At 69.5% G+C, this 17,631-nt stretch carries 16 protein-coding genes; 7 read left to right on the plus strand and 9 right to left on the minus strand.

The annotated features are described in order from the left end of the window. Positions 1-23 precede the first annotated feature (23 nt). Positions 24-1,496, plus strand: coding sequence for a cardiolipin synthase (gene cls / locus KEC57_RS10205; RefSeq protein WP_229384516.1), 1,473 nt, complete (start codon positions 24-26; stop codon positions 1,494-1,496). Between the two features lie 174 nt (positions 1,497-1,670). On the opposite strand, the gene KEC57_RS10210 is transcribed toward cls, so the two are convergent. Together KEC57_RS10210 and KEC57_RS19100 are read right to left on the minus strand one after the other, a co-directional pair. After that, positions 1,671-2,825 carry an AI-2E family transporter gene (locus KEC57_RS10210; RefSeq protein ID WP_229384517.1) on the minus strand — a complete coding sequence of 385 codons (1,155 nt, stop codon included), beginning with the start codon at positions 2,823-2,825 and terminating at the stop codon, positions 1,671-1,673. A gap of 34 nt (positions 2,826-2,859) precedes the next feature. After that, positions 2,860-5,418 (minus strand): winged helix-turn-helix domain-containing protein, encoded by a 2,559-nt coding sequence (locus tag KEC57_RS19100; protein WP_229384518.1) that lies wholly within the window; start codon positions 5,416-5,418, stop codon positions 2,860-2,862. A 139-nt stretch (positions 5,419-5,557) separates the two neighbouring features. Here KEC57_RS19100 and KEC57_RS10220 point away from each other — a divergent pair, with 139 nt between their 5' ends. The 4 genes from KEC57_RS10220 to KEC57_RS10235 all read left to right on the plus strand — a co-directional run bounded on the left by KEC57_RS10220 (position 5,558) and on the right by KEC57_RS10235 (position 7,063). Further along, the gene (locus tag KEC57_RS10220; RefSeq protein ID WP_229384519.1) at positions 5,558-5,770 is read left to right on the plus strand and encodes a DUF8691 family protein; all 213 of its coding nucleotides are present in this window, start codon (positions 5,558-5,560) and stop codon (positions 5,768-5,770) included. A gap of 101 nt (positions 5,771-5,871) precedes the next feature. Further along, positions 5,872-6,255 (plus strand): SHOCT domain-containing protein, encoded by a 384-nt coding sequence (locus tag KEC57_RS10225; protein WP_229384520.1) that lies wholly within the window; start codon positions 5,872-5,874, stop codon positions 6,253-6,255. Between the two features lie 24 nt (positions 6,256-6,279). After that, positions 6,280-6,699, plus strand: coding sequence for a DUF6325 family protein (locus KEC57_RS10230; protein WP_229384521.1), 420 nt, complete (start codon positions 6,280-6,282; stop codon positions 6,697-6,699). Positions 6,700-6,709: 10 nt separating this feature from the next. Continuing rightward, a complete protein-coding gene (locus KEC57_RS10235) occupies positions 6,710-7,063 on the plus strand; it encodes an SHOCT domain-containing protein (RefSeq protein ID WP_229384522.1) in 354 nt (117 codons plus the stop codon). A gap of 75 nt (positions 7,064-7,138) precedes the next feature. Here the strand turns inward: KEC57_RS10235 and KEC57_RS10240 are convergent, their stop codons facing one another. Further along, positions 7,139-9,505, minus strand: coding sequence for an arylsulfatase (locus KEC57_RS10240; protein ID WP_229384523.1), 2,367 nt, complete (start codon positions 9,503-9,505; stop codon positions 7,139-7,141). An 88-nt stretch (positions 9,506-9,593) separates the two neighbouring features. Then, entirely contained in the window at positions 9,594-10,319 is a 726-nt protein-coding gene (locus tag KEC57_RS10245) for a potassium channel family protein (protein WP_229384524.1), read from the minus strand. Positions 10,320-10,444: 125 nt separating this feature from the next. On the opposite strand from KEC57_RS10245, the gene KEC57_RS10250 reads away from it, so the two are divergent. Further along, a complete protein-coding gene (locus tag KEC57_RS10250) occupies positions 10,445-11,773 on the plus strand; it encodes an ion channel protein (protein WP_229384525.1) in 1,329 nt (442 codons plus the stop codon). Here KEC57_RS10250 and KEC57_RS10255 read toward each other — a convergent pair. Both KEC57_RS10255 and KEC57_RS10260 read right to left on the minus strand, forming a co-directional pair. Beyond that, positions 11,762-12,904, minus strand: coding sequence for a hypothetical protein (locus KEC57_RS10255; protein WP_229384526.1), 1,143 nt, complete (start codon positions 12,902-12,904; stop codon positions 11,762-11,764). The genes KEC57_RS10250 and KEC57_RS10255 overlap by 12 nt on opposite strands. Further along, the gene (locus KEC57_RS10260; protein WP_229384527.1) at positions 12,901-14,034 is read right to left on the minus strand and encodes an AI-2E family transporter; all 1,134 of its coding nucleotides are present in this window, start codon (positions 14,032-14,034) and stop codon (positions 12,901-12,903) included. The genes KEC57_RS10255 and KEC57_RS10260 overlap by 4 nt, the downstream gene beginning before the upstream one ends. 121 nt (positions 14,035-14,155) lie before the next feature. Here KEC57_RS10260 and KEC57_RS10265 point away from each other — a divergent pair, with 121 nt between their 5' ends. Continuing rightward, positions 14,156-15,547 carry a DUF2252 domain-containing protein gene (locus KEC57_RS10265; protein WP_229384528.1) on the plus strand — a complete coding sequence of 464 codons (1,392 nt, stop codon included), beginning with the start codon at positions 14,156-14,158 and terminating at the stop codon, positions 15,545-15,547. Here KEC57_RS10265 and KEC57_RS10270 read toward each other — a convergent pair. The 3 genes from KEC57_RS10270 to KEC57_RS10280 all read right to left on the minus strand — a co-directional run bounded on the left by KEC57_RS10270 (position 15,544) and on the right by KEC57_RS10280 (position 17,619). Next, entirely contained in the window at positions 15,544-15,957 is a 414-nt protein-coding gene (locus tag KEC57_RS10270) for an MmcQ/YjbR family DNA-binding protein (protein ID WP_229384529.1), read from the minus strand. The genes KEC57_RS10265 and KEC57_RS10270 overlap by 4 nt on opposite strands. Before the next feature lie 78 nt (positions 15,958-16,035). Further along, on the minus strand, positions 16,036-16,515 hold the full coding sequence (locus KEC57_RS10275; protein ID WP_229384530.1) for a heat shock protein transcriptional repressor HspR: 480 nt from the start codon (positions 16,513-16,515) through the stop codon (positions 16,036-16,038). A gap of 108 nt (positions 16,516-16,623) precedes the next feature. After that, a complete protein-coding gene (locus KEC57_RS10280) occupies positions 16,624-17,619 on the minus strand; it encodes a DnaJ C-terminal domain-containing protein (protein WP_229384531.1) in 996 nt (331 codons plus the stop codon). Positions 17,620-17,631: the final 12 nt, after the last annotated feature.

The following is a 17,631-nucleotide window of genomic DNA, read 5'->3' on the forward strand; positions in this document are numbered from 1 at the left end:
CCCAGGACGGGCACACTGAGCGGGTGGACTCTGCTCTCGGCGCCAACCTCCCCTGGGCGCTCGGCGCGCTCGCCATCCTCGCGATCAACGTCACGGCGCTCATCGTCATCCCCCGCGGGCGCAAGCCCACGGCGGCGATGTCGTGGCTGCTGCTGATCTTCCTGCTGCCGGTCGTCGGCATCGTGCTGTTCCTGCTGATCGGCAACGTGAAGCTGCCGAAGAAGCGCCGGGTCGAGCAGGCGCGCATCGACGGGATCATCCGCGAGGCGGTGAACCGAGCCGGAGCCGAGGCGCCCGCCATCGACGGCCCGCGATGGTTCCAGCGGGTCGTGCACCAGAACGAACTGCTCACCGCGCTGCCGGCGACCACCGGCAACGACGCCGTCCTGTTCGGCGACTACCAGGCCTCGATCGACGCGATGGCCGCGGCGATCGACGACGCGCAGCGCTTCGTGCACGTCGAGTTCTACATCGTCGGCTTCGACGACACCACCCGCGGATTCTTCGCGGCGATGGAGCGCGCCGTCGCGCGCGGGGTCACCGTCCGGGTGCTCGCCGACTACATCGCCACGCGCAAGGTCACCGTCCGGGACGCGACGATCGCAGAGCTCGATCGCATCGGCGTGAAGTGGTCCTGGATGCTCCCCGTCCAGCCGCTGAAGGGCAAGTACCAGCGTCCCGACCTGCGCAACCACCGCAAGATCGTCGTGATCGATGGCCGTGTCGGGTTCCTCGGATCGCAGAACCTCATCGATCGCAGCTACGACGCCCCCAAGAACATCAAGCGCGGCCTGATGTGGCAGGAGCTCGTCACGCGGGTCACCGGCCCGACCGTCGCGGCGATCGATGCGGTGTTCCAGTCCGACTGGCTCATCGAGACCGGCGAAGAGCTCACCGCCGAGCGGGTCGCCGCCGCCGAGCTGGCGCGCTCCGCCTCGCCCGACGCGCTGCTGTGCCAGGTCGTGCCCAGCGGTCCCGGCTACGAGACCGAGAACAATCTGCGCCTGTTCCTCTCGCTCATCCACGGCGCGACCGAGAAGGTCATCCTCACGAGCCCGTACTTCGTGCCCGACGAGGCGATGGTCTACGCGATCACCACCGCGTGCCAGCGCGGCCTCGAGGTGCAGCTCTTCGTCTCCGAGATCGGCGACCAGGGGCTCGTCTATCACGCCCAGCGCTCCTACTACACGGCTCTGCTGGAGGCGGGCGTGCGCATCTTCCTGTACCCGGCGCCGTACATCCTGCACTCCAAGCACTTCTCCATCGACGACGACATCGCCGTGATCGGCTCGAGCAACATGGACATCCGGTCGTTCAGCCTCAACATGGAGGTCTCGCTCATGGTGCGGGGCGAATCGTTCGTCCGCGCGATGCGCGAGGTCGAGCAGGGCTACCGCGACGCCGGCCGCGAGCTGACCATCGAGGAGTGGCGCAACGAGCCGGCGAAGGCGACGTTCCTCGACGGCGTCGCACGGCTCACCTCGGCCCTCAACTGACCCGAGCCGACGGATGCCGCGGCCCGCGGCATCCGCTCGCTCGTCCTTCGCCCTCCGCGCGCGAACCCCGATAGCGCTCGTCGAACCCGGGGTTTCGCGCCGAGACCGAGGACGTCGCCCTAGGTCTCGCGGAGAATCCCCTGTTTCGGCGCCGGAGGGGGACGCGGGGGTGACTCAGACCTTGAGGTTCTGCTTCGGCACGACGATCTCGCGGATGATCAGCAGGATCGAGGCCATGACGGGCAGGGCGACGAGCACACCGATCACACCCATCAGCGCCCCACCCACCAGCGCACCGATGAGGACGAGTGCGGCCGGGATCGCGATCGCCTTGTTCATCACCCGCGGGCTGATCACGTAGGACTCGAGCTGGATGTAGATCAGGTACGCGATCGCGAAGATCAGCGCCTGCGTGGGGCTCGTGAAGAGCGCGACGAGCGAGCCGAGGACGAGGAAGATCACGGATCCGAACAGCGGGATCAGGGTGATGACGAACGCGATCACCGCCATGAGGGCGGGGAACGGCAGCCCGATCACCAGGTGCAGGACGAACACCGTGCCCGCGTTCAGCGACGAGAGGATGACCGACCCGATCAGCGCGTCGCCGACGGAGCCGGTGATGCGCTCGGTCAGATCGGACAGGCGGACGCGGCTGTGGGCGGGCGCCAGAGCATAGAAGGCCTGCTTGGCCGCGGCGAGCGACGCGAGGAAGTACAGCGTGAGCGCGACGACGATGAAGCCGCCGGACACCGCGGTGACGAAGCCGACTCCGACGGCGAGCACACCGCCGCTGAGCATCGCGATCGTCGACGGGGAAGAGACCCAGTCCGAGAGCTGAACCATGGCCGCCAGCACGGCCGCCTGAGCATCCGCGTCGAGCTGACCGAACCATACGGAGTCGGGGATGCCCGCGATGGTCTCGGGGATCGCCTCGACGAGCTCCACGATCTGGGCGAGCACGGGCGGCAGCACGAACACGAGGAACAGGGCGATGACCAGTGCGAATCCGCAGAACACGATCGCGATGCCGAGGCCCCGCTTCACGCGGTGTCGCTCCAGAAGCCGCACGATCGGGTCCAGGCCCACCGCGAGGAACATCGCCAGCACGATGTAGACCAGGATCGTCGAGATCGAGCCCAGGGCGCTGCCGAGAAGGAGTGCGCCCAGCACGCCGAGCGTCACCAGGAACCCCATCCCGATGGGGTGATCCAGACCCGCGAGCACGCTCCAGAACCGGCGCGGGCGCTCCTGCACGCTCATCACGACATCGTCAGTGCCCGTGGAGGCGACGGGGTCGCCCGGGGCGTCGGCGTCCTGGTTCGAGGTCATCCCTCATGATGACGCCGCGCGCGGCGCTCGGCCATCACCCCACGCGGGCGATCTCGGCGGCATCGACGAGCCCCAGTTCGCGCGCGCGCTGGATCGCCGCATCTCTCCCCCGTACGCCCATCTTGCGATAGATGTGGCCGAGGTGGGTCTTCACCGTGTTGGTCGAGACGAAGTTGCGCGCCGCGATGTCGGCGATCGTGAGCCTCGAAGGAAGGTACGCCAGCAGCTCGAGCTCACGCGGGGTGAGGGCGTCGACCAGCTCCTGCTCGCGCGACGCGCCCGCACGACGGGCACGATTCACCGCGATCGTGCGGAACTCGCTCCCGACGCCCGGCAGGTCGTCGATGAGCTCCGCGACACGCGGCCCCGCCCGGACGAACGGGTGCACCAGCCACTCCGGCTCGGCGAGATCCAGCGCGGCCAGCAGGTGCTCGCGCACCGGCGCGGGGCGCCCTTCCGTCGCGCTCGCCCAGCCGAGCAGGATCTCGTGCTCGACCGCACGCAGCACTCGCGCGGGATCGGGATCGAACGGATGCTGCGCCAGCACCGCCCGGGCAGCCTCGGTGCGACCGGCGGTGAGCAGGGCGGCCACCGCCTCGAAAACGGCGATCGACCAGCCCTGGGCATGCGGCACCGACAGCGACGGTGAGCCCTGCAGCCTCGCTCGGCGCATCGCCTGTGCGAGCAGGCCCTGCCTCACCAGCGGGGGTGGCGCGCCGAGCGATCCCGCGTCCGCGTCGGGGTCCAGGTCATCGGGCTCGACGAGCGCGGCGATGAGCCGCGAGACCCAGAGCAGCTGCGTGCGCCGGTTGGATGCGGCGCGCAGCGTGCCCTCGGCGAGTGCCAGCGCGCCGGCATCCGGCTCCCCCCGCTGCACGGCGACGACCGCTCGCGCCAGGTACGCGTCGGCGGGCGCAGGGTGCGAGAGCAGCTCGGATGCGGTCGCGGTTGCGAGCGCCTCGTCGGCGTGCTCGGTGGCGGCGCGCAGTCGTCCGGCGAAAGCCTCGGCCAATGCGAGCGACCCGAGCCCGTGAACGCGATACGGGCGGTAGCCCGATCCTGCGCCGGCGAGCGCGGCACGCAGCGCGCGCTGCGCTCCTTCGAGGTCTCCGAGCAGGAACAGCGCCCGGCCCCGCGAGCCGTCCGCGACCATGGTCAGGAGCGGCCGGCTCGTCACACCGACGAGATCGGGCGGCGTCGCGTCGGGATGCTGCCCGAGTGCTGCGAGCGCCTGGTCCGCCGCTCCGGCGAAGAGTTCCGGATGCGGCTCGAACTGCACGCACGCCGCGAGGTATGCCGCGGCCACCTGCGTCTGACCCTCGTCGAGCACGCCGGCGGCCAGCATCTCGCGGAATGCCGCGACGGCCGGCGTGGTGCGGCCGGTCATCCCCTGCGCGATCGCGAACAGCAGCTCGGCGTCGGGCCGCGCGGCCCGCACCTCGGCGGGCACCTGGGCCAGCCAGCCCGCGACCCGCGCCATCCGGCGCTCCTCGTAGCGTTCCCGCCCGAGCCTCAGCACGCGATCCAGCACGGCGGTCCACTGACGGGCGCGGACGAGGCAGTCGATCGCGGAGTCGACGAGCCCCTCGCGATCGAACCATTCCGCCGCCGACTGCAGAAGCTCGGACTCGGAGCGCGCGGCCGACCCCGCGCGCAGCCGCAGCAGGAGCAGGTCGTGGAACAGCCGGTGGAACCGGAACCACCCGGGGTTGCCGGGAACGGGGACCACGAAGAGCGAGTCCCGCTCGAGGTCGGCGAGGAAGGCCGCCCCCTCGATCCCGCACACCGCCTCGACGAGTCCCGCGCACATCTCGTCGACGATCGACAGGCGTGTCAGCGCCTCGCGGCGAAGCGGGTCGATCCCGTCGAGGACCTCCTCGCTGAGGTAGTCCACGACGAGCCGGTCGGTGTCGGCGAGAGTGTCGACGATGCGATCGGGCTCGGCGGCGAAGCGCAACGACAGCGCCGTGAGCTGCACGCCGACAGCCCATCCCTCGGTCCGCGCGGTGATGGCCGTCGCGTCGGCGTGATCGACCGGCCGTCCGATGATGCTCTCGAGCACGAGCGTGGTCGTCTCGTCGTCGAAGGCGAGCTCGCGCTGGCGCAGTTCGACGAGCGCGTGCTGCAGCCGGTGACGACTCCAGCCGAGTTGCAGATCGATCCGTGACGCGAAGACGGCGTGCGTCGTCGCGGGCAGGAGACCGACGAGTCGCCAGAGGTCTGCGAGGACCTCGGTCCCGCCGAGCCGGTCGACGTCGTCGAAGATCAGCAGCAGCGGGCCGGCCTGGCTCAGACCGCCGGCGATCTCCTCGACGAACGCGTCTCCGAGACGGCGATCGGATGCCGCGACCGGTGCCGCCGGACGCGCGAAGTCAGGAGCGGCCTCGGTGATCGCCGACACGAGGCGCCGTGAGAAGACCAGGGCGTCCTCGTCGGTGGCGGCGACGTCGAGCCACACCACCACGCGGTCTTCCACGGTGCGCGCCCATTGCGCGAGCAGCACGGACTTTCCGGCGCCGGCGGGCGCGACGACGAGCGACAGCGGGGCCGCCAGTCCGGCATCGAGCCGTTCCCGCAGCGCCGGTCGATCCACGGCGTGTGCCGGAATCCTGTTCCTACTGTCCCCGAGCATGTGCTCTCCCTGGCGAGTGGGTGCGCGAGCGCTGGTGCTGTGGGGAATCATCCCACACGGGTGACGCCCGGTCGACGAGATGACCCGCAGACTGACGCCCATGGACTCACGGGTCGTGGAAGTGATCGTGCGCGGCCGCCTCGGCCCGGACATAGTGGCAGCGCTGCCGGAATTCCGCATCGACACCGACGCGGACGGTCTCACGTGGATCGTCGGCGCGATCCCCGACCAGGCGAAGCTCCTCGGGATCCTCGAGATGTTCGATGCGCTTCACATCGATGTCGTCTCGGTGAACCCTGTCGAGACCATCTGAAGGAGTAGTCTCACCTGCGTCGGGTGATGCCTCGAGGCCATCCCGGTCCGTATGTTCTCGATATCGACGGGCGCCCGCCCGTCACTGACGATTGGCTTGACATGGGCTTTTGGGACCTCATCGCCTGGTTCTTCTGGGTGTTCGTGTTCGTCGCGTATCTGATGGTGATCTTCTCGATCATCGGCGACCTCTTCCGCGACCACACCCTGAGCGGCGGATGGAAGGCCGTCTGGATCATCTTCCTGATCTTCGTGCCGTTCCTCACGGCGCTGGTCTACCTCATCGCGCGCGGACCGGGCATGCAGAAGCGCTCGATCGCCCAGGCGCAGGCCCTGCAGGCCGATCAGCAGGCGTACATCCGCGCCACGGCAGGCACGGCCGCCAGCCCCACCGACGACATCGCCAAGGCGAAGTCGCTTCTCGACTCGGGTGCCATCACCCAGGCAGAATTCGAAGCGCTGAAGGCGAAGGCGCTCACGGCCTGAGCCGGAGCACGACAAGGAGCAGAGATGACTAATTTCGACTACGGCCCCATCGAGTTCTACGCGATCGGCTTCGACGGAGACCGGCCGGGTCCGGCCGTCCTCCAGGCGATCGACGACCTCGTCGCCGCGGGCACGGTGAATGTGCTCGACCTGGTGTTCGTGCGGCGCTCGCCCGAAGGAGAGCTCGAGATCCTCGAGCTCTCGGACACGACCGACGACGGCGGAGTCCCCGCGCTCGATCTCGCGGGACTCGCGGGCGAGGACGACATCCTCTTCCTCGCCGACAACGTGGAGCCCGGCTCGTCGGCCGCGATCCTCGTCGTCGAGCTGCTCTGGGCCAAGGCGTTCTCGTCGGCCCTGTACAACGCCGGCGGCGCGGTCATCGCACGCGAGGCCATCCCGGCCCCGATCGTCAACGCGTTCCTCGCTGAGAACGCCGACTGAAGGAGGAGACATGCCACTCGGAAGAAGGGGCCGCCCAGGCCTGATCGGAATGGCGGCGCGCACCGCCGTCGTCGCCGGAACGGCCACGGCCGTCTCGGGAAGCGTCGCCCGGCACCAGCAGGGCAAGGCGAACGAGCAGGCCGAGGAGCAGGCCTACGCAGCGCAGCAGCAGCAGGCCGCGATGGATGCGGCGGCGGCCCAGGCCGTCGCGAACGCGCAGGCCGCAGCTCCCGCTCCCGCACCCGCGCCCGCGGGCGGCGGCACCGACCTGATGGCGCAGCTCACCCAGCTGGGGACCCTGCACGCGCAGGGCATCCTGTCGGACGAGGAGTTCTCGGCCGCGAAGGCGAAGCTGCTCTCCTGACGCTCACCCGTCCACCGTCGAAGGCCGCGCCCCTCCGGGGCGCGGCCTTCCTCGTGTGCAGAGCCGCTCCGGTCCCTACTGCCGCGCCATCGCGATCCGCATGCGCTCGTCGGGGTCGATGAAGTGGTCGTGATCGTCGAGACCGAGATCGATCTGCACCCACTCGATGCGTCCGCGGAAGCGGCTCGTCCGGGGCGTGTAGTCCTCGGTGACCGGCGTGCCCGACTCGTACCCGATGTCCGTGGTCTCGTCGGCCGAGAAGACCATCGGCTGCGTCACCTCGACGCGCCCGGTGCCGACCGCTTCTGCGTCGTAGTAGATGGTCACGTCACCGCCCTTCGCGAGACCCCCGCCGTCGTAGGCGAACTCCACCCGCACCTGGTGCGTGCCCGGCGGAATCGGTGAATCCGCCACCGTCGTGAACTGCCGGATGCCGAGGACGTTGTACGTGAATCGCGCCGCGGAATCGTGGACGTAGAAGCTCCAGCCTCCGAACCGGCCGCCCTGGGCGATGATCACGCCCTGGGCTCCGGCATCCGGGATCTGCACTTCGGCGGTGATCGAGAAGGACCGATTCTTGATGCTGACAACGCTGTTCTCGGACAGCCGCCCCATCCCCGGGAAGAAGGTCTGCGACGTGCCGTGCACCAGCGTCGGGCGTCCGGCGATGTCGGGGTTGAGACGGTCTGCGGTGCGGTCGTCGAGCGGCAGCACGTTGTACTTGACCGCTTCGATCAGCCACAGGCGCTGCATCTCATGGAGCCGCTCGGGATGCTGCGCCGCGAGGTCGCGGGCCTGCGAGAAGTCCGACGCCCCGTCGTACAGCTCCCACACGTCGTCGTCGAAGGCGGGCAGCGTGCCGCCGACCATGACCCACGGCGTACGGTGCTTCGTGACCGCGCTCCAGCCCTTGTGATAGACGCCGCGGTTGCCGAACATCTCGAAGTACTGCAGGTCGTGCGTCTCGGGCGCGGCCGGCTCGGCGAACGAGTAGAGCATGCTCCGTCCTTCCATCGGCGACTGCTGGACGCCGTTGACGAAGGTCGGCTCGGGAAGCCCCGCCGCCTCGAGGATCGTCGGGGCGATATCGATGACGTGGGTGAACTGCGAACGCAGGCCGCCCTTCTCCGAGATGCCCTTCGGCCAGTGCACGATCGCGCCGTTGCGCGTGCCTCCCCAGTGCGATGCCACCTGCTTGGTCCACTGGAACGGGGTGTCCATCGCCCAGGCCCACCCGACCGCGTAGTGGTTGTACGACGTCGGCGAGCCGAACTCGTCCATCTTCGAGCGCATGAACTCCGGCGTCTCGAGCGCGGCCATGCCGTTGAAGTTGGCCATCTCGTTGAACGCTCCGTTGACGGTGCCCTCGGCGGATGCCCCGTTGTCGCCGATGATGTAGTACACGAGCGTGTTCTCGAGGATTCCGAGATCCTCAACCGCGTCGAGGACTCGGCCGACGTGATGATCGGTGTGCTCCAGGAATCCCGCGTAGACCTCCATCTCGCGTTCGAGGACCGGCTTGAGATCGTCGGGCATGTCGTCCCACGCGGGGATCTCGTCGTGACGCGGGGTGAGCTCGGCATCGGCGGGGATCACGCCGAGCTCCTTCTGGCGCGCGAACGTCTTCTCCCGCTGCGCATCCCAGCCCTCCGCGAACTGGCCCTTGTACCTGTCCGCCCATTCGGCGGGCACGTGGTGCGGCGCGTGCGTCGCACCCGGCGCGAGATATGCGAAGAACGGGCGATCAGGTGCGAGCGCCTTCTGCGTGCGGATCCAGCCGATCGTGCGATCGGCGAGGTCCTCGGTGAGGTGATAGCCCTCCTCGGGCGTCGCGGGAGGCTCGACCGGCGTCGTCCCCTCGTACAGGGCCGGTTCCCACTGGTTGTTCTCGCCGCCGATGAAGCCGTAGAACGTCTCGAACCCGCCACCGGCCGACGGCCACGCATCGAACGGACCAATCGGCGACGACTGCCAGACCGGCACCTCGTGGCATTTTCCGAACTGCGCCGTCGAGTACCCGTTGAGCTTCAGCGTCATCGCGATCGGCGCCTTGGTGTTCGGCCGCAGCGAGCTGTTGCCCGGCGCCGAGGTCGCCGTCTCGGTGATGCTCCCCATCCCGACCGAGTGGTGGTTGCGGCCGGTGAGCATCGCCTGCCGTGTCGGTGCGCAGAGTGCCGTCGTGTGGAACCGGTTGTAGCGCAGCCCGCCTGCCGCGAGCCTTTCGGCGTTCGGCGTCCGACAGGGTCCGCCGAAGACGCTCGAGGCTCCGAAGCCCACGTCGTCGAGCAGGATCACGAGCACGTTCGGCGCCCCCTCCGGCGGAAGCAGCGGCATGATCGGCGGGTAGGCGGTGTCGGGATCCTTCGCGTCGTAGGTCGTCAGTGACGGCCCGGGGCGGTCGGGGATCGGAAGCATCGTGCGCGCATGACGGTCGATGGGCATGGCGTCCTCCTCAGGATCGACCCCCGCACGGTATCCCGGCGATCGCCGCCCCCGCGTCACCCGGCAGGGGTGACGCGCGAGGCACGCCTCAGGCTTCGGGCCGGTCGTCCCGGCCGCCGTCGCGCTCGGCGCGCAGCTGCGCCACCAGCGCCGTGAGTTCGCGCACCTGCGCCCGTGTCGCGGGCTCCTCGTCGTCGCGCGTACGACTCGCCCGCTCGAGCACCCACGACGCGAGTGTGGCGGTGATGATGCCGGCCAGCGCGACGCCGCCGAACATCAACCCGACACCCACCCAACGACCGCCATCCGTCACCGGCGTGTAGTCGCCGTACCCGGTCGTAGTCACCGTCACGCACGCCCACCAGATGGCGATGCCGAAGGAGGTGATCGTGGCGTCAGGCGCGTAGCGCTCGGCCTCGAGGACGGCCAGCGAGGAGAGATAGATCAGGACGACGGCCGCGCCCGCGCCGTAGACGATGATCTGGGTCCGCAGGATTCCGGCCGCACTCGGCCGCATGCCCGGTACCCGCGTCAGGAAGCGGAGCAGATGCACCAGCCGCAGGACCGGGATCAGGGCGAACGTGAGCGCTCCGAGGTGCTTGCGGAACCACTGCCAGCGGTGCTCCGCGAGCATCAGCCGGACGAGATAGTCCGCGATGAACATGCTCCACGTGATGGCGATCACCGCCGTCGCTATCGTGCGGGGCGTGCCGCCCAGATCTGCGATGACGCGCCACGAGTACGCCACCAGGTATGCCAGCGAGGCGACCATGAGTGGCACTTGGGTGCGCTTGTGCCACGTGCTCTCGTCCACACGCGAATTGTGCCGCATTCACGCCCACCCGCGCTCGGGGCGCGCCAGGACGGGGGCACACCCGCGTCGCAGCGGGGGTCTGGTGAAGTACCCGCGAGTGCCACCCGCCCCGATAAGGTGACGCCATGACCGGCGAACCCGCTCCCGCACCCGCTCCGGCACCGGTGCCCCCACCCGTGAGCGTTCGGCGACTCCTCCTGATGTCGGTGCCGGCGATCGTGATCGGTGTCGTGTCGGCGCTCGCCCTCTGGGCCGTCGACACCGTCGCCGAGCAGCTGGAGGGCGTGCTGTGGACGTCGCTCCCGGGATCCTTCGGCATGACCGGGGCGGAGCCGTGGTGGATCTTCACGGTGCTCACCTTCACCGGCATCGCGGTGGGGCTGGTCGTGTGGCTGATGCCGGGGCATGCCGGCCCCGACACGGCCACCACCGAGCTCGTCGCTCCCCCGATGAAGCTGTCGGCTCTGCCGAGCCTGCTGATCGTGGTGATCCTCGCCCTCGCGGGAGGCGTGAGCCTCGGCCCCGAGAACCCGATCATCGCGATCAACACCGCCCTCGCGGTCGCGATCGTCGCGCGCATGTCGAAGGCCGTGCCTCCGGAGTTCGTGGGCGCCCTCGCCGCGTCGGCCACGATCGGCGCGCTGTTCGGCACGCCGGTGGCTGCCGCCCTCGTGTTCACCGGACTGGTGGCGGGGATGAAGACCGGCGGCACGCTGTGGGACCGACTCTTCCTCCCGCTCGTGGCGGCAGGTGCGGGGTCCGTCACGACGTACCTGCTCGGCGGCGGCTTCGGGGCCATGTACGCCGCCACCCCGTACGGCGCTCCGCAGGCGTTCGATCTGCTGCTCGGGTCGATCGTCGCGTGTGCGGCGGCGGCCTTCGGCCTCATCGCGGTCTATCTCTTCCCGCTGGTGCACCGCGCATTCCGGGCGCTGCGGCATCCGATTCTCTACATCACGCTCGGCGGAGTGATCCTCGGCGTCCTCGGCGCCATCGGCGGACCGATCACGCTCTTCAAGGGCCTGGAGCAGAGCGGCGAGCTGCTGCAGAACTCCGACGACTACGACGCCGGGCAGCTCGTCGTGATCCTCGTCGTCAAACTGCTCGCGCTGGTCGTCGCGGCGTCCGCGGGGTTCCGCGGCGGCCGCGTCTTTCCGGCCGTGTTCCTGGGCGTCACCGCCGGACTGCTCGGAAGCGCCCTCCTTCCGGGGCTGCCCGCCAGTCTCGCCGTCGCGTGCGGGGTGCTCGGGCTCACCCTCGCGATCGCGCGCGACGGCTGGATCGCGATCTTCGTGGCGGTGGCCATCGTGGGCGACGTGACCGTGCTTCCGATGCTGTGCATCATCGTGCTGCCCACCTGGCTCGTCGTCACGAAGGCGCGACAGATGCTGATCGGGCCGGCCGACCTCGCCCGCGAAGCCGGCTTCGTTCCGGAAGCCGGGTCAGTGCGCTGACGTCGCGGCGACCGCGGAGGGCGCCTCGCGCGCGTCCTGCTCGAGGGCCGACGCGTTGCGGATGAACAGCACGATCCACGTGAAGACGAGGATGCCGGCCACGAGTTCCACCGCGGTCAGCGTGTAGTAGCCGGTCGCGAAGAGCAGCGACAGCACCAGCGTCACGGCGAGGAACAGCCAGCCGACGACGACGAACGGGCGCGGCATCCCGGTGATCCACCGCGGCAGCGCGATCACCAGCACGCCGAACGCGACCACCATGCCCGAGGCCACGCCGGTGTGGAGAGCGAAGAAGCGATCGACGGGGAAGAGGCCGACCATGCCGAGGAACACGCCCACCACGATGAGCGTGATCCGTACGCGGCCGACTCCGACGGGATTGTCGGTCGGGATGCCGCGGGTCGAGTAGCGGGCCAGCGTCGTCACCAGGAAGCCGGCGACGATGATCGTGATGTTGAAGGCGAAGGCCGACACGTTCGACGACATGCCCAGTGCGCTGAGGTTGTCCTTCCACCAGTTCGGGTCGCTGGCCGTGAGCATGCTCGACACCACCCCGAACACGAGGAACACCGCGAGCACCGTGGCGAGCAGCTGCAGATCCATGTGCGTCGCCGAGAAGAACGAGATGTAACCAGTCATCGCAGCGGCGGCTCCCGCGAGGATCAGCACCGCGAGGGCGAACACCTCGGCCCCGATGAAGGCCTGCTCGAGGATGACCGCGAGAAGCGTCCAGCCGAGCACCGCGATCACCGCGTGCGCGATGGCGAGCGCCGCGATGTCGAGGTAGTCCAGTACGTGCAGGCGGCCGTGCGGTCCGCGCTCGTGGAGGAAGTACCGCCCTGCGACGACCGCGAGCAGAGCCACCACTCCCGACGCGACCGCTGCGAACTCGCCGACCGACCCGGGCCCGGAGATCGGCGTCGAGTGGAATCCGAAGACCACCAGCGCGATGAGTGCCGACACCACGAACGAAAGTGCACCGACGGCGAGCGCGAGCGATTCGAGCGAGCGCTCGCTCGACGTGTCGATGAGCCGGCGAGCGGCGAGATCCCGGCGCGTCGCCGGGACGGCGGCGTCTCGCGATGCCTCGGGCGATTCGTCGACGGGGGTGTCGATGGGGAACTGGGTCATTGCCGCCTCCGAGTGGATGTGGTGGTCGATGAATGAGCAGGGTCGCCGTATGCCTCGGCCCGCGCGTTCGCGGGCGTCGCGGCATGATCGCCCGAGAGCCATCGCAGCCACAGCGAGCCGGGATCGCCTTCGAGCACGAGTGCCCGCACGAACAGGGTGAGCGGGATCGAGAGGATCGCGCCCAGCGGGCCGATGACGAAAGTCCAGAAGATGACCGAGAAGAAGCTGAGCGTGAGGCTGAGGTCGACCGCGTCGCTGACGAACTTCGGCTGCACGAGCACCTGCAGCACGACGTTGACGACGCAGTAGATCGCGAGGACCGCGAGCAGCATCGGCCAGCCCCCCACGACGAACGCGAGCACCGCCGGCGGGATCAGGCCGAGCACGAACCCGATGTTGGGCACGAAGTTGGTGACGAACGCGAGGATCGCCCACACCAGGGGCGCGGGAACCCCCAGCCACCACAGAGCGAGACCGTCGATGATCGCCACGATCGCGCCGAACGAGGCGTTGACGACGTAGTAGCGACGGATGCCGGAGTTCAGGCGGCGTATGCGGTCGAGCACCGGGCGGCGCTCGACGCCGAACACCCGCTCCGCGTCGCGGTAGCGCGCGGCGTCCGCGGCCATGAAGATGACGTAGGCGAAGACGAAGAAGAGCGCCGTCGCGACGCCCAGGACGATGCCGCCGAGGCTGGAGGCCAGTTCGACGAGCACCGTCGGATCGAGGACGGAGGCTGCGGCATCCGATGCCTGCTGGTCGAGCCCTGCCGACTCGAGCCAGGCGAGGAGGCCGTCGACGCTCCCCCGCAGCTCATCGGCGAACTCGCCCACCAACCGGGCGAACTGCGTCCCCGCGAGCCACAGCAGCGCCGCCATGCCGATCAGCACCAGGTAGACGATGACGATCACCGCGGTCGTTCCACTCCAGCGCGGCCACCCGTGACGCTCGAGCGGCCGGCGCACGGGTTCGCAGATCACGACCAGCACGATCGCCAGGGCGAGGGGGCCGAACACATCGCGGGCGAAGAACACCCCGGCCAGCACCACGACGGCTGCCGCGAGTCCGAGAAGGACGCGGATGCTCGGCGAGAGCACAGACTGCTGGTCGGAGGGCGCAGCGCGGGTCACGTCGCCAGAGTAGCGACTCGGGCTCCTCGCGCATCGCAAGCCACGCAGGCGCGCCTGGCGCCGTGATCCTCCGCGTGAGAAAGGTGTATCCCCCCGAAGGGCGCGGTGCCAGACTGGGGCGATGTCGACGACTGACGCGAGCCCCATCGCACGCCACTGGGCCGCACCCCGCTCCCTGCACGAGCACCTCGAAGAGGGGCGCACGGCTCGCGGGCGGGTTTCGCGCGAGTCGCTCGCCGAGCTGCCCGACGGTCCTCGCGATCCGATGGGCATCCTCGACGCGCAGGACGAGGTGCGCGTTCCCGAACTCGTTCCCATCCGCACCCAGCGCATGGCCGAGAGCGCGTTCGCGTTCTATCGAGGAACGGCCGCGCTGATGGCCGCGGATCTCGCCCGCTCGCCCAGCACCGATCTGCTGGTGGGGTCGTGCGGCGACGCCCACGTGGCGAACTTCGGCCTCTACGCGTCGCCGCAGCGCACGCTCGTGTTCGACCTCAACGACTTCGACGAGGCGGCGTGGGCCCCGTGGGAGTGGGACGTCAAGCGGCTGGTGACAAGCATCGTGATCGCGGGGCAGGCGACGTCGCGCGACGATGCCGTGATCCGCGCGTCCGCGCTGGAGGCCGTGCGCACCTATGCGCGCTCGATCGACGCGGGCGCGAAGCGGACGCCGCTGAAGCGCTACTACGACCGGTTCGATGCGCTGGCCGCCGATCGGGCGGTGGATGAAGAGACGCGCGAGGTCATCGACAAGACGATCAAGGATGCCGAGAAGCGCACCGCCAAGCGTGCCGCGCGCAAGCTCACGACACGGTCCGACGACGGCCGGCTGGTGTTCGTGGACGTACCGCCGACCATGACGCACGTGGGCTCGCTGCTCGAGGAGCGCCTGCTGCGGGTGCTCGACCAGTACTTCGAGTCGGTCAACGTCGACATCCGCGTGCTGCTGCAGAAGTACTCGGTATCGGATCTCGCCCTTCGCGTGGTCGGCGTGGGAAGCGTCGGCACACGATGCTTCCTGCTCTCGATGCAGGACGGCGACGAAGGCGCGCTCCTGCTGCAGGGCAAGGAGGCCGGTCGCAGCGTGCTGATCGAGCACGGGGGCGTCCAGCAGCCCCCCGCCGTCGCCCGCTACATCGACGCGCACGGCGACGGAGGGCGCGTCGTCGCGATGCAGCGCATCCTGCAGGCGGTGTCGGATCCCTTCCTCGGCCACGTGCTGAAGACCCCCGAAGGCGCCCAGCGCGACTTCTACGTGCGCCAGTTCCACGACAAGAAGGGCGGGTTCGACATGGACACGCTCGACGACGCGTCGTTCCGCTGGTACGGCGACGCGTGCGCGGCGACGCTCGCCCGCGCCCACGGGCAGTCGCCCGACTCGTCCGCTGTCGCCGGATACGTCGGCGGCGGCCGCATCGTCGGCGAGGCGATCCTGGAGTGGGCCTACCAGTACGCCGATCTGTCACGCTCGGATTGGGAGCTCTTCCGTCGCCATCGCAACGTCGACGCCTAGAGCGTAGGCGGGTGCGAGGCGAGCCACTCGGCGCCCACTCGCTTCGTCACCTTGAGCAGCCAGGCATCGGTGATCACCTCACGCAGATGATCGAGCTCGATCGCATCGACCCGCAGCAGGACGGCGGGATAGCCGTCGAAATGCGGGATCGTGAAGAAGACGTCGGGATAGGTCTCGACCAGCGCCTGGGCGACCTGGAGCCCGTCGGTGCGCACGCCCACGACGTCACCCGACGGCCATTCGCGGCCGAGCTGCGCCAGCTGTTCGAGGTCGCGCGTGCCGGGCCCGCGCTCCCAGACGAACGCGCCGGAGGGCATCCGCCACGTCACGCCGCCGCGATGCCCGTCGACGCCCTCGGTCGCACCGGGAAAACCGAGCGCGATGGCTCGGACGTCATCGAGGGTCGCCATGGGTCCATGATGCGCCCGGGCCGCGCGGTGCGCGAGTGCCGCGGCATCCCGTCAGCCGGTGGAGCGATGCGGATGCCGTCAGTCGCGCTCGTCGTCGTCGGATTCACCGGAATCGCGCTGCTGCTCCACCAGTGGGCGCGGACGCCACACCACGAGCTCGGTCGCACGGCGGGCACGGGTGCCGTGACGCAGCGTCACGACCGACCCCGTCGCGCCGGCGGCGAAGATACGCGCGCCCGGGCGGCGCTCGAGCTCGGTGCGCACCCGCTCTTCGAGATCGCGCACGCGGCCGTGCAGCTCGCGGACGCGATCCTCGAGTTCGAGGATGCGGGCGATCGCGGGAAGCCCGATGCCGTCGGCCGACATGCGGGCGACCTCGCGCAGCTGGGCGACGTGGCGCAGCGAGTAGCGCCGCGATCCGCCCTGGGTGCGTGCGGGCACCACGAGGCCCAGGCGGTCGTACTGACGGAGGGTCTGCGGGTGCATGCCCGAGAGCTCTGCCGCCACGGCGATCGCGAGGATCGGCGAGTTCTCGTCGAGTTCGGGCTGCTCGTCCATGTTCCTCACCTCCCCTCGCTCCCACGAGAACAGGAGATCAGGCGGCAACAGGTGGATTCGCGTGGAATCATCCTGTGCTCGCCAGATCTCCTGTTCCGGACACGCATGTCAGCCTCGCGCCTTGCTCATGAGCTCGGCACGCGGATTCTCTTTGGGCTCGAGATCATGGAAACGCTCGAGTGCCTCGCGCGCGGCATCGTCGAGGTGCGACGGCACGGCCACCTGGACCTCGGCGAGAAGATCGCCGGTGCCCTTGGTCGACTGCACGCCACGGCCCTTGACCCGGAGCACTCGCCCCGAGGGAGTGCCGGGCGCCACCCGAAGCTTGACGGGGTCGCCGCCGAGCGTCGGCACCTCGATGGTCGCGCCGAGCGCGGCCTCGGTGAAGGTCACCGGCACGGTCACCCGGAGGTTCAGCCCGTCGCGGGTGAAGACCGGGTGCGGACGCACCGCGACCTGCACCACGACATCGCCCGACTCGCCGCCGTCCGGAGACGGACGGCCGCGACCTCGCAGGCGGATCTTCTGACCGTCCGAGACCCCCGCGGGGATCTTCACCTTGAACGGCTTGCCGTCCTCGCCCTGCAGGGTGATCGTCTCGCCCTTGGTCGCGGTGATGAAGTCGATCGTCGTGCGTGCGGTGACGTCGGCTCCGCGGGTCGGGCCGCCGTAGCCCCGGAATCCGCCGGTGGACTGGCCGAACCGGCCGGTGCCGAAGCTGCCGCCCTGCTGCTGGTTGAACATCGCGAAGATGTCCTCGAAGTCCTCGGCGGACTGCGCACGCCCGCCCCGGCCCTGGTTGAACATCGAGAAGACGTCCTCGAACCCGCCCGCGCCGCCCTGGCCGCCCGCCGTGAAGCGTGCGCCCGAGCCCATGGCGCGGATCTGGTCGTACTCTTTGCGCTGCTCGGGGTCCGAGAGCACCGAGTACGCCTCGCTGACCTCTTTGAACTTCGCCTCGGCGGTCGCATCCCCCTGATTGGAATCCGGGTGATACGTCCGCGCGAGCTTGCGATACGTCTTCTTGAGATCGGCGTCGGTGACGTCTTTCGAGACGCCGAGGACCGAGTAGAAGTCCTTGTCGAACCAGTCCTGGCTGGCCATGGATTCTCCTCT

The sequence above is a fragment of the Microbacterium allomyrinae genome (assembly GCF_020682705.1).
Taxonomy (GTDB): Bacteria; Actinomycetota; Actinomycetes; order Actinomycetales; family Microbacteriaceae; genus Microbacterium; species Microbacterium allomyrinae.

Bases quoted from the DNA above. Each gene is read 5' to 3' on its own strand.
- KEC57_RS10210 (WP_229384517.1), bottom strand. From the start codon at position 2,825: ATGACCTCGAACCAGGACGCCGACGCCCCGGGCGACCCCGTCGCCTCC.
- KEC57_RS10220 (WP_229384519.1), top strand. From the start codon at position 5,558: ATGGACTCACGGGTCGTGGAAGTGATCGTGCGCGGCCGCCTCGGCCCG.
- KEC57_RS10225 (WP_229384520.1), top strand. From the start codon at position 5,872: ATGGGCTTTTGGGACCTCATCGCCTGGTTCTTCTGGGTGTTCGTGTTC.
- KEC57_RS10230 (WP_229384521.1), top strand. From the start codon at position 6,280: ATGACTAATTTCGACTACGGCCCCATCGAGTTCTACGCGATCGGCTTC.
- KEC57_RS10235 (WP_229384522.1), top strand. From the start codon at position 6,710: ATGCCACTCGGAAGAAGGGGCCGCCCAGGCCTGATCGGAATGGCGGCG.
- KEC57_RS10240 (WP_229384523.1), bottom strand. From the start codon at position 9,505: ATGCCCATCGACCGTCATGCGCGCACGATGCTTCCGATCCCCGACCGC.
- KEC57_RS10250 (WP_229384525.1), top strand. From the start codon at position 10,445: ATGACCGGCGAACCCGCTCCCGCACCCGCTCCGGCACCGGTGCCCCCA.
- KEC57_RS10255 (WP_229384526.1), bottom strand. From the start codon at position 12,904: ATGACCCAGTTCCCCATCGACACCCCCGTCGACGAATCGCCCGAGGCA.
- KEC57_RS10265 (WP_229384528.1), top strand. From the start codon at position 14,156: ATGTCGACGACTGACGCGAGCCCCATCGCACGCCACTGGGCCGCACCC.
- KEC57_RS10270 (WP_229384529.1), bottom strand. From the start codon at position 15,957: ATGGCGACCCTCGATGACGTCCGAGCCATCGCGCTCGGTTTTCCCGGT.
- KEC57_RS10275 (WP_229384530.1), bottom strand. From the start codon at position 16,515: ATGGACGAGCAGCCCGAACTCGACGAGAACTCGCCGATCCTCGCGATC.
- KEC57_RS10280 (WP_229384531.1), bottom strand. From the start codon at position 17,619: ATGGCCAGCCAGGACTGGTTCGACAAGGACTTCTACTCGGTCCTCGGC.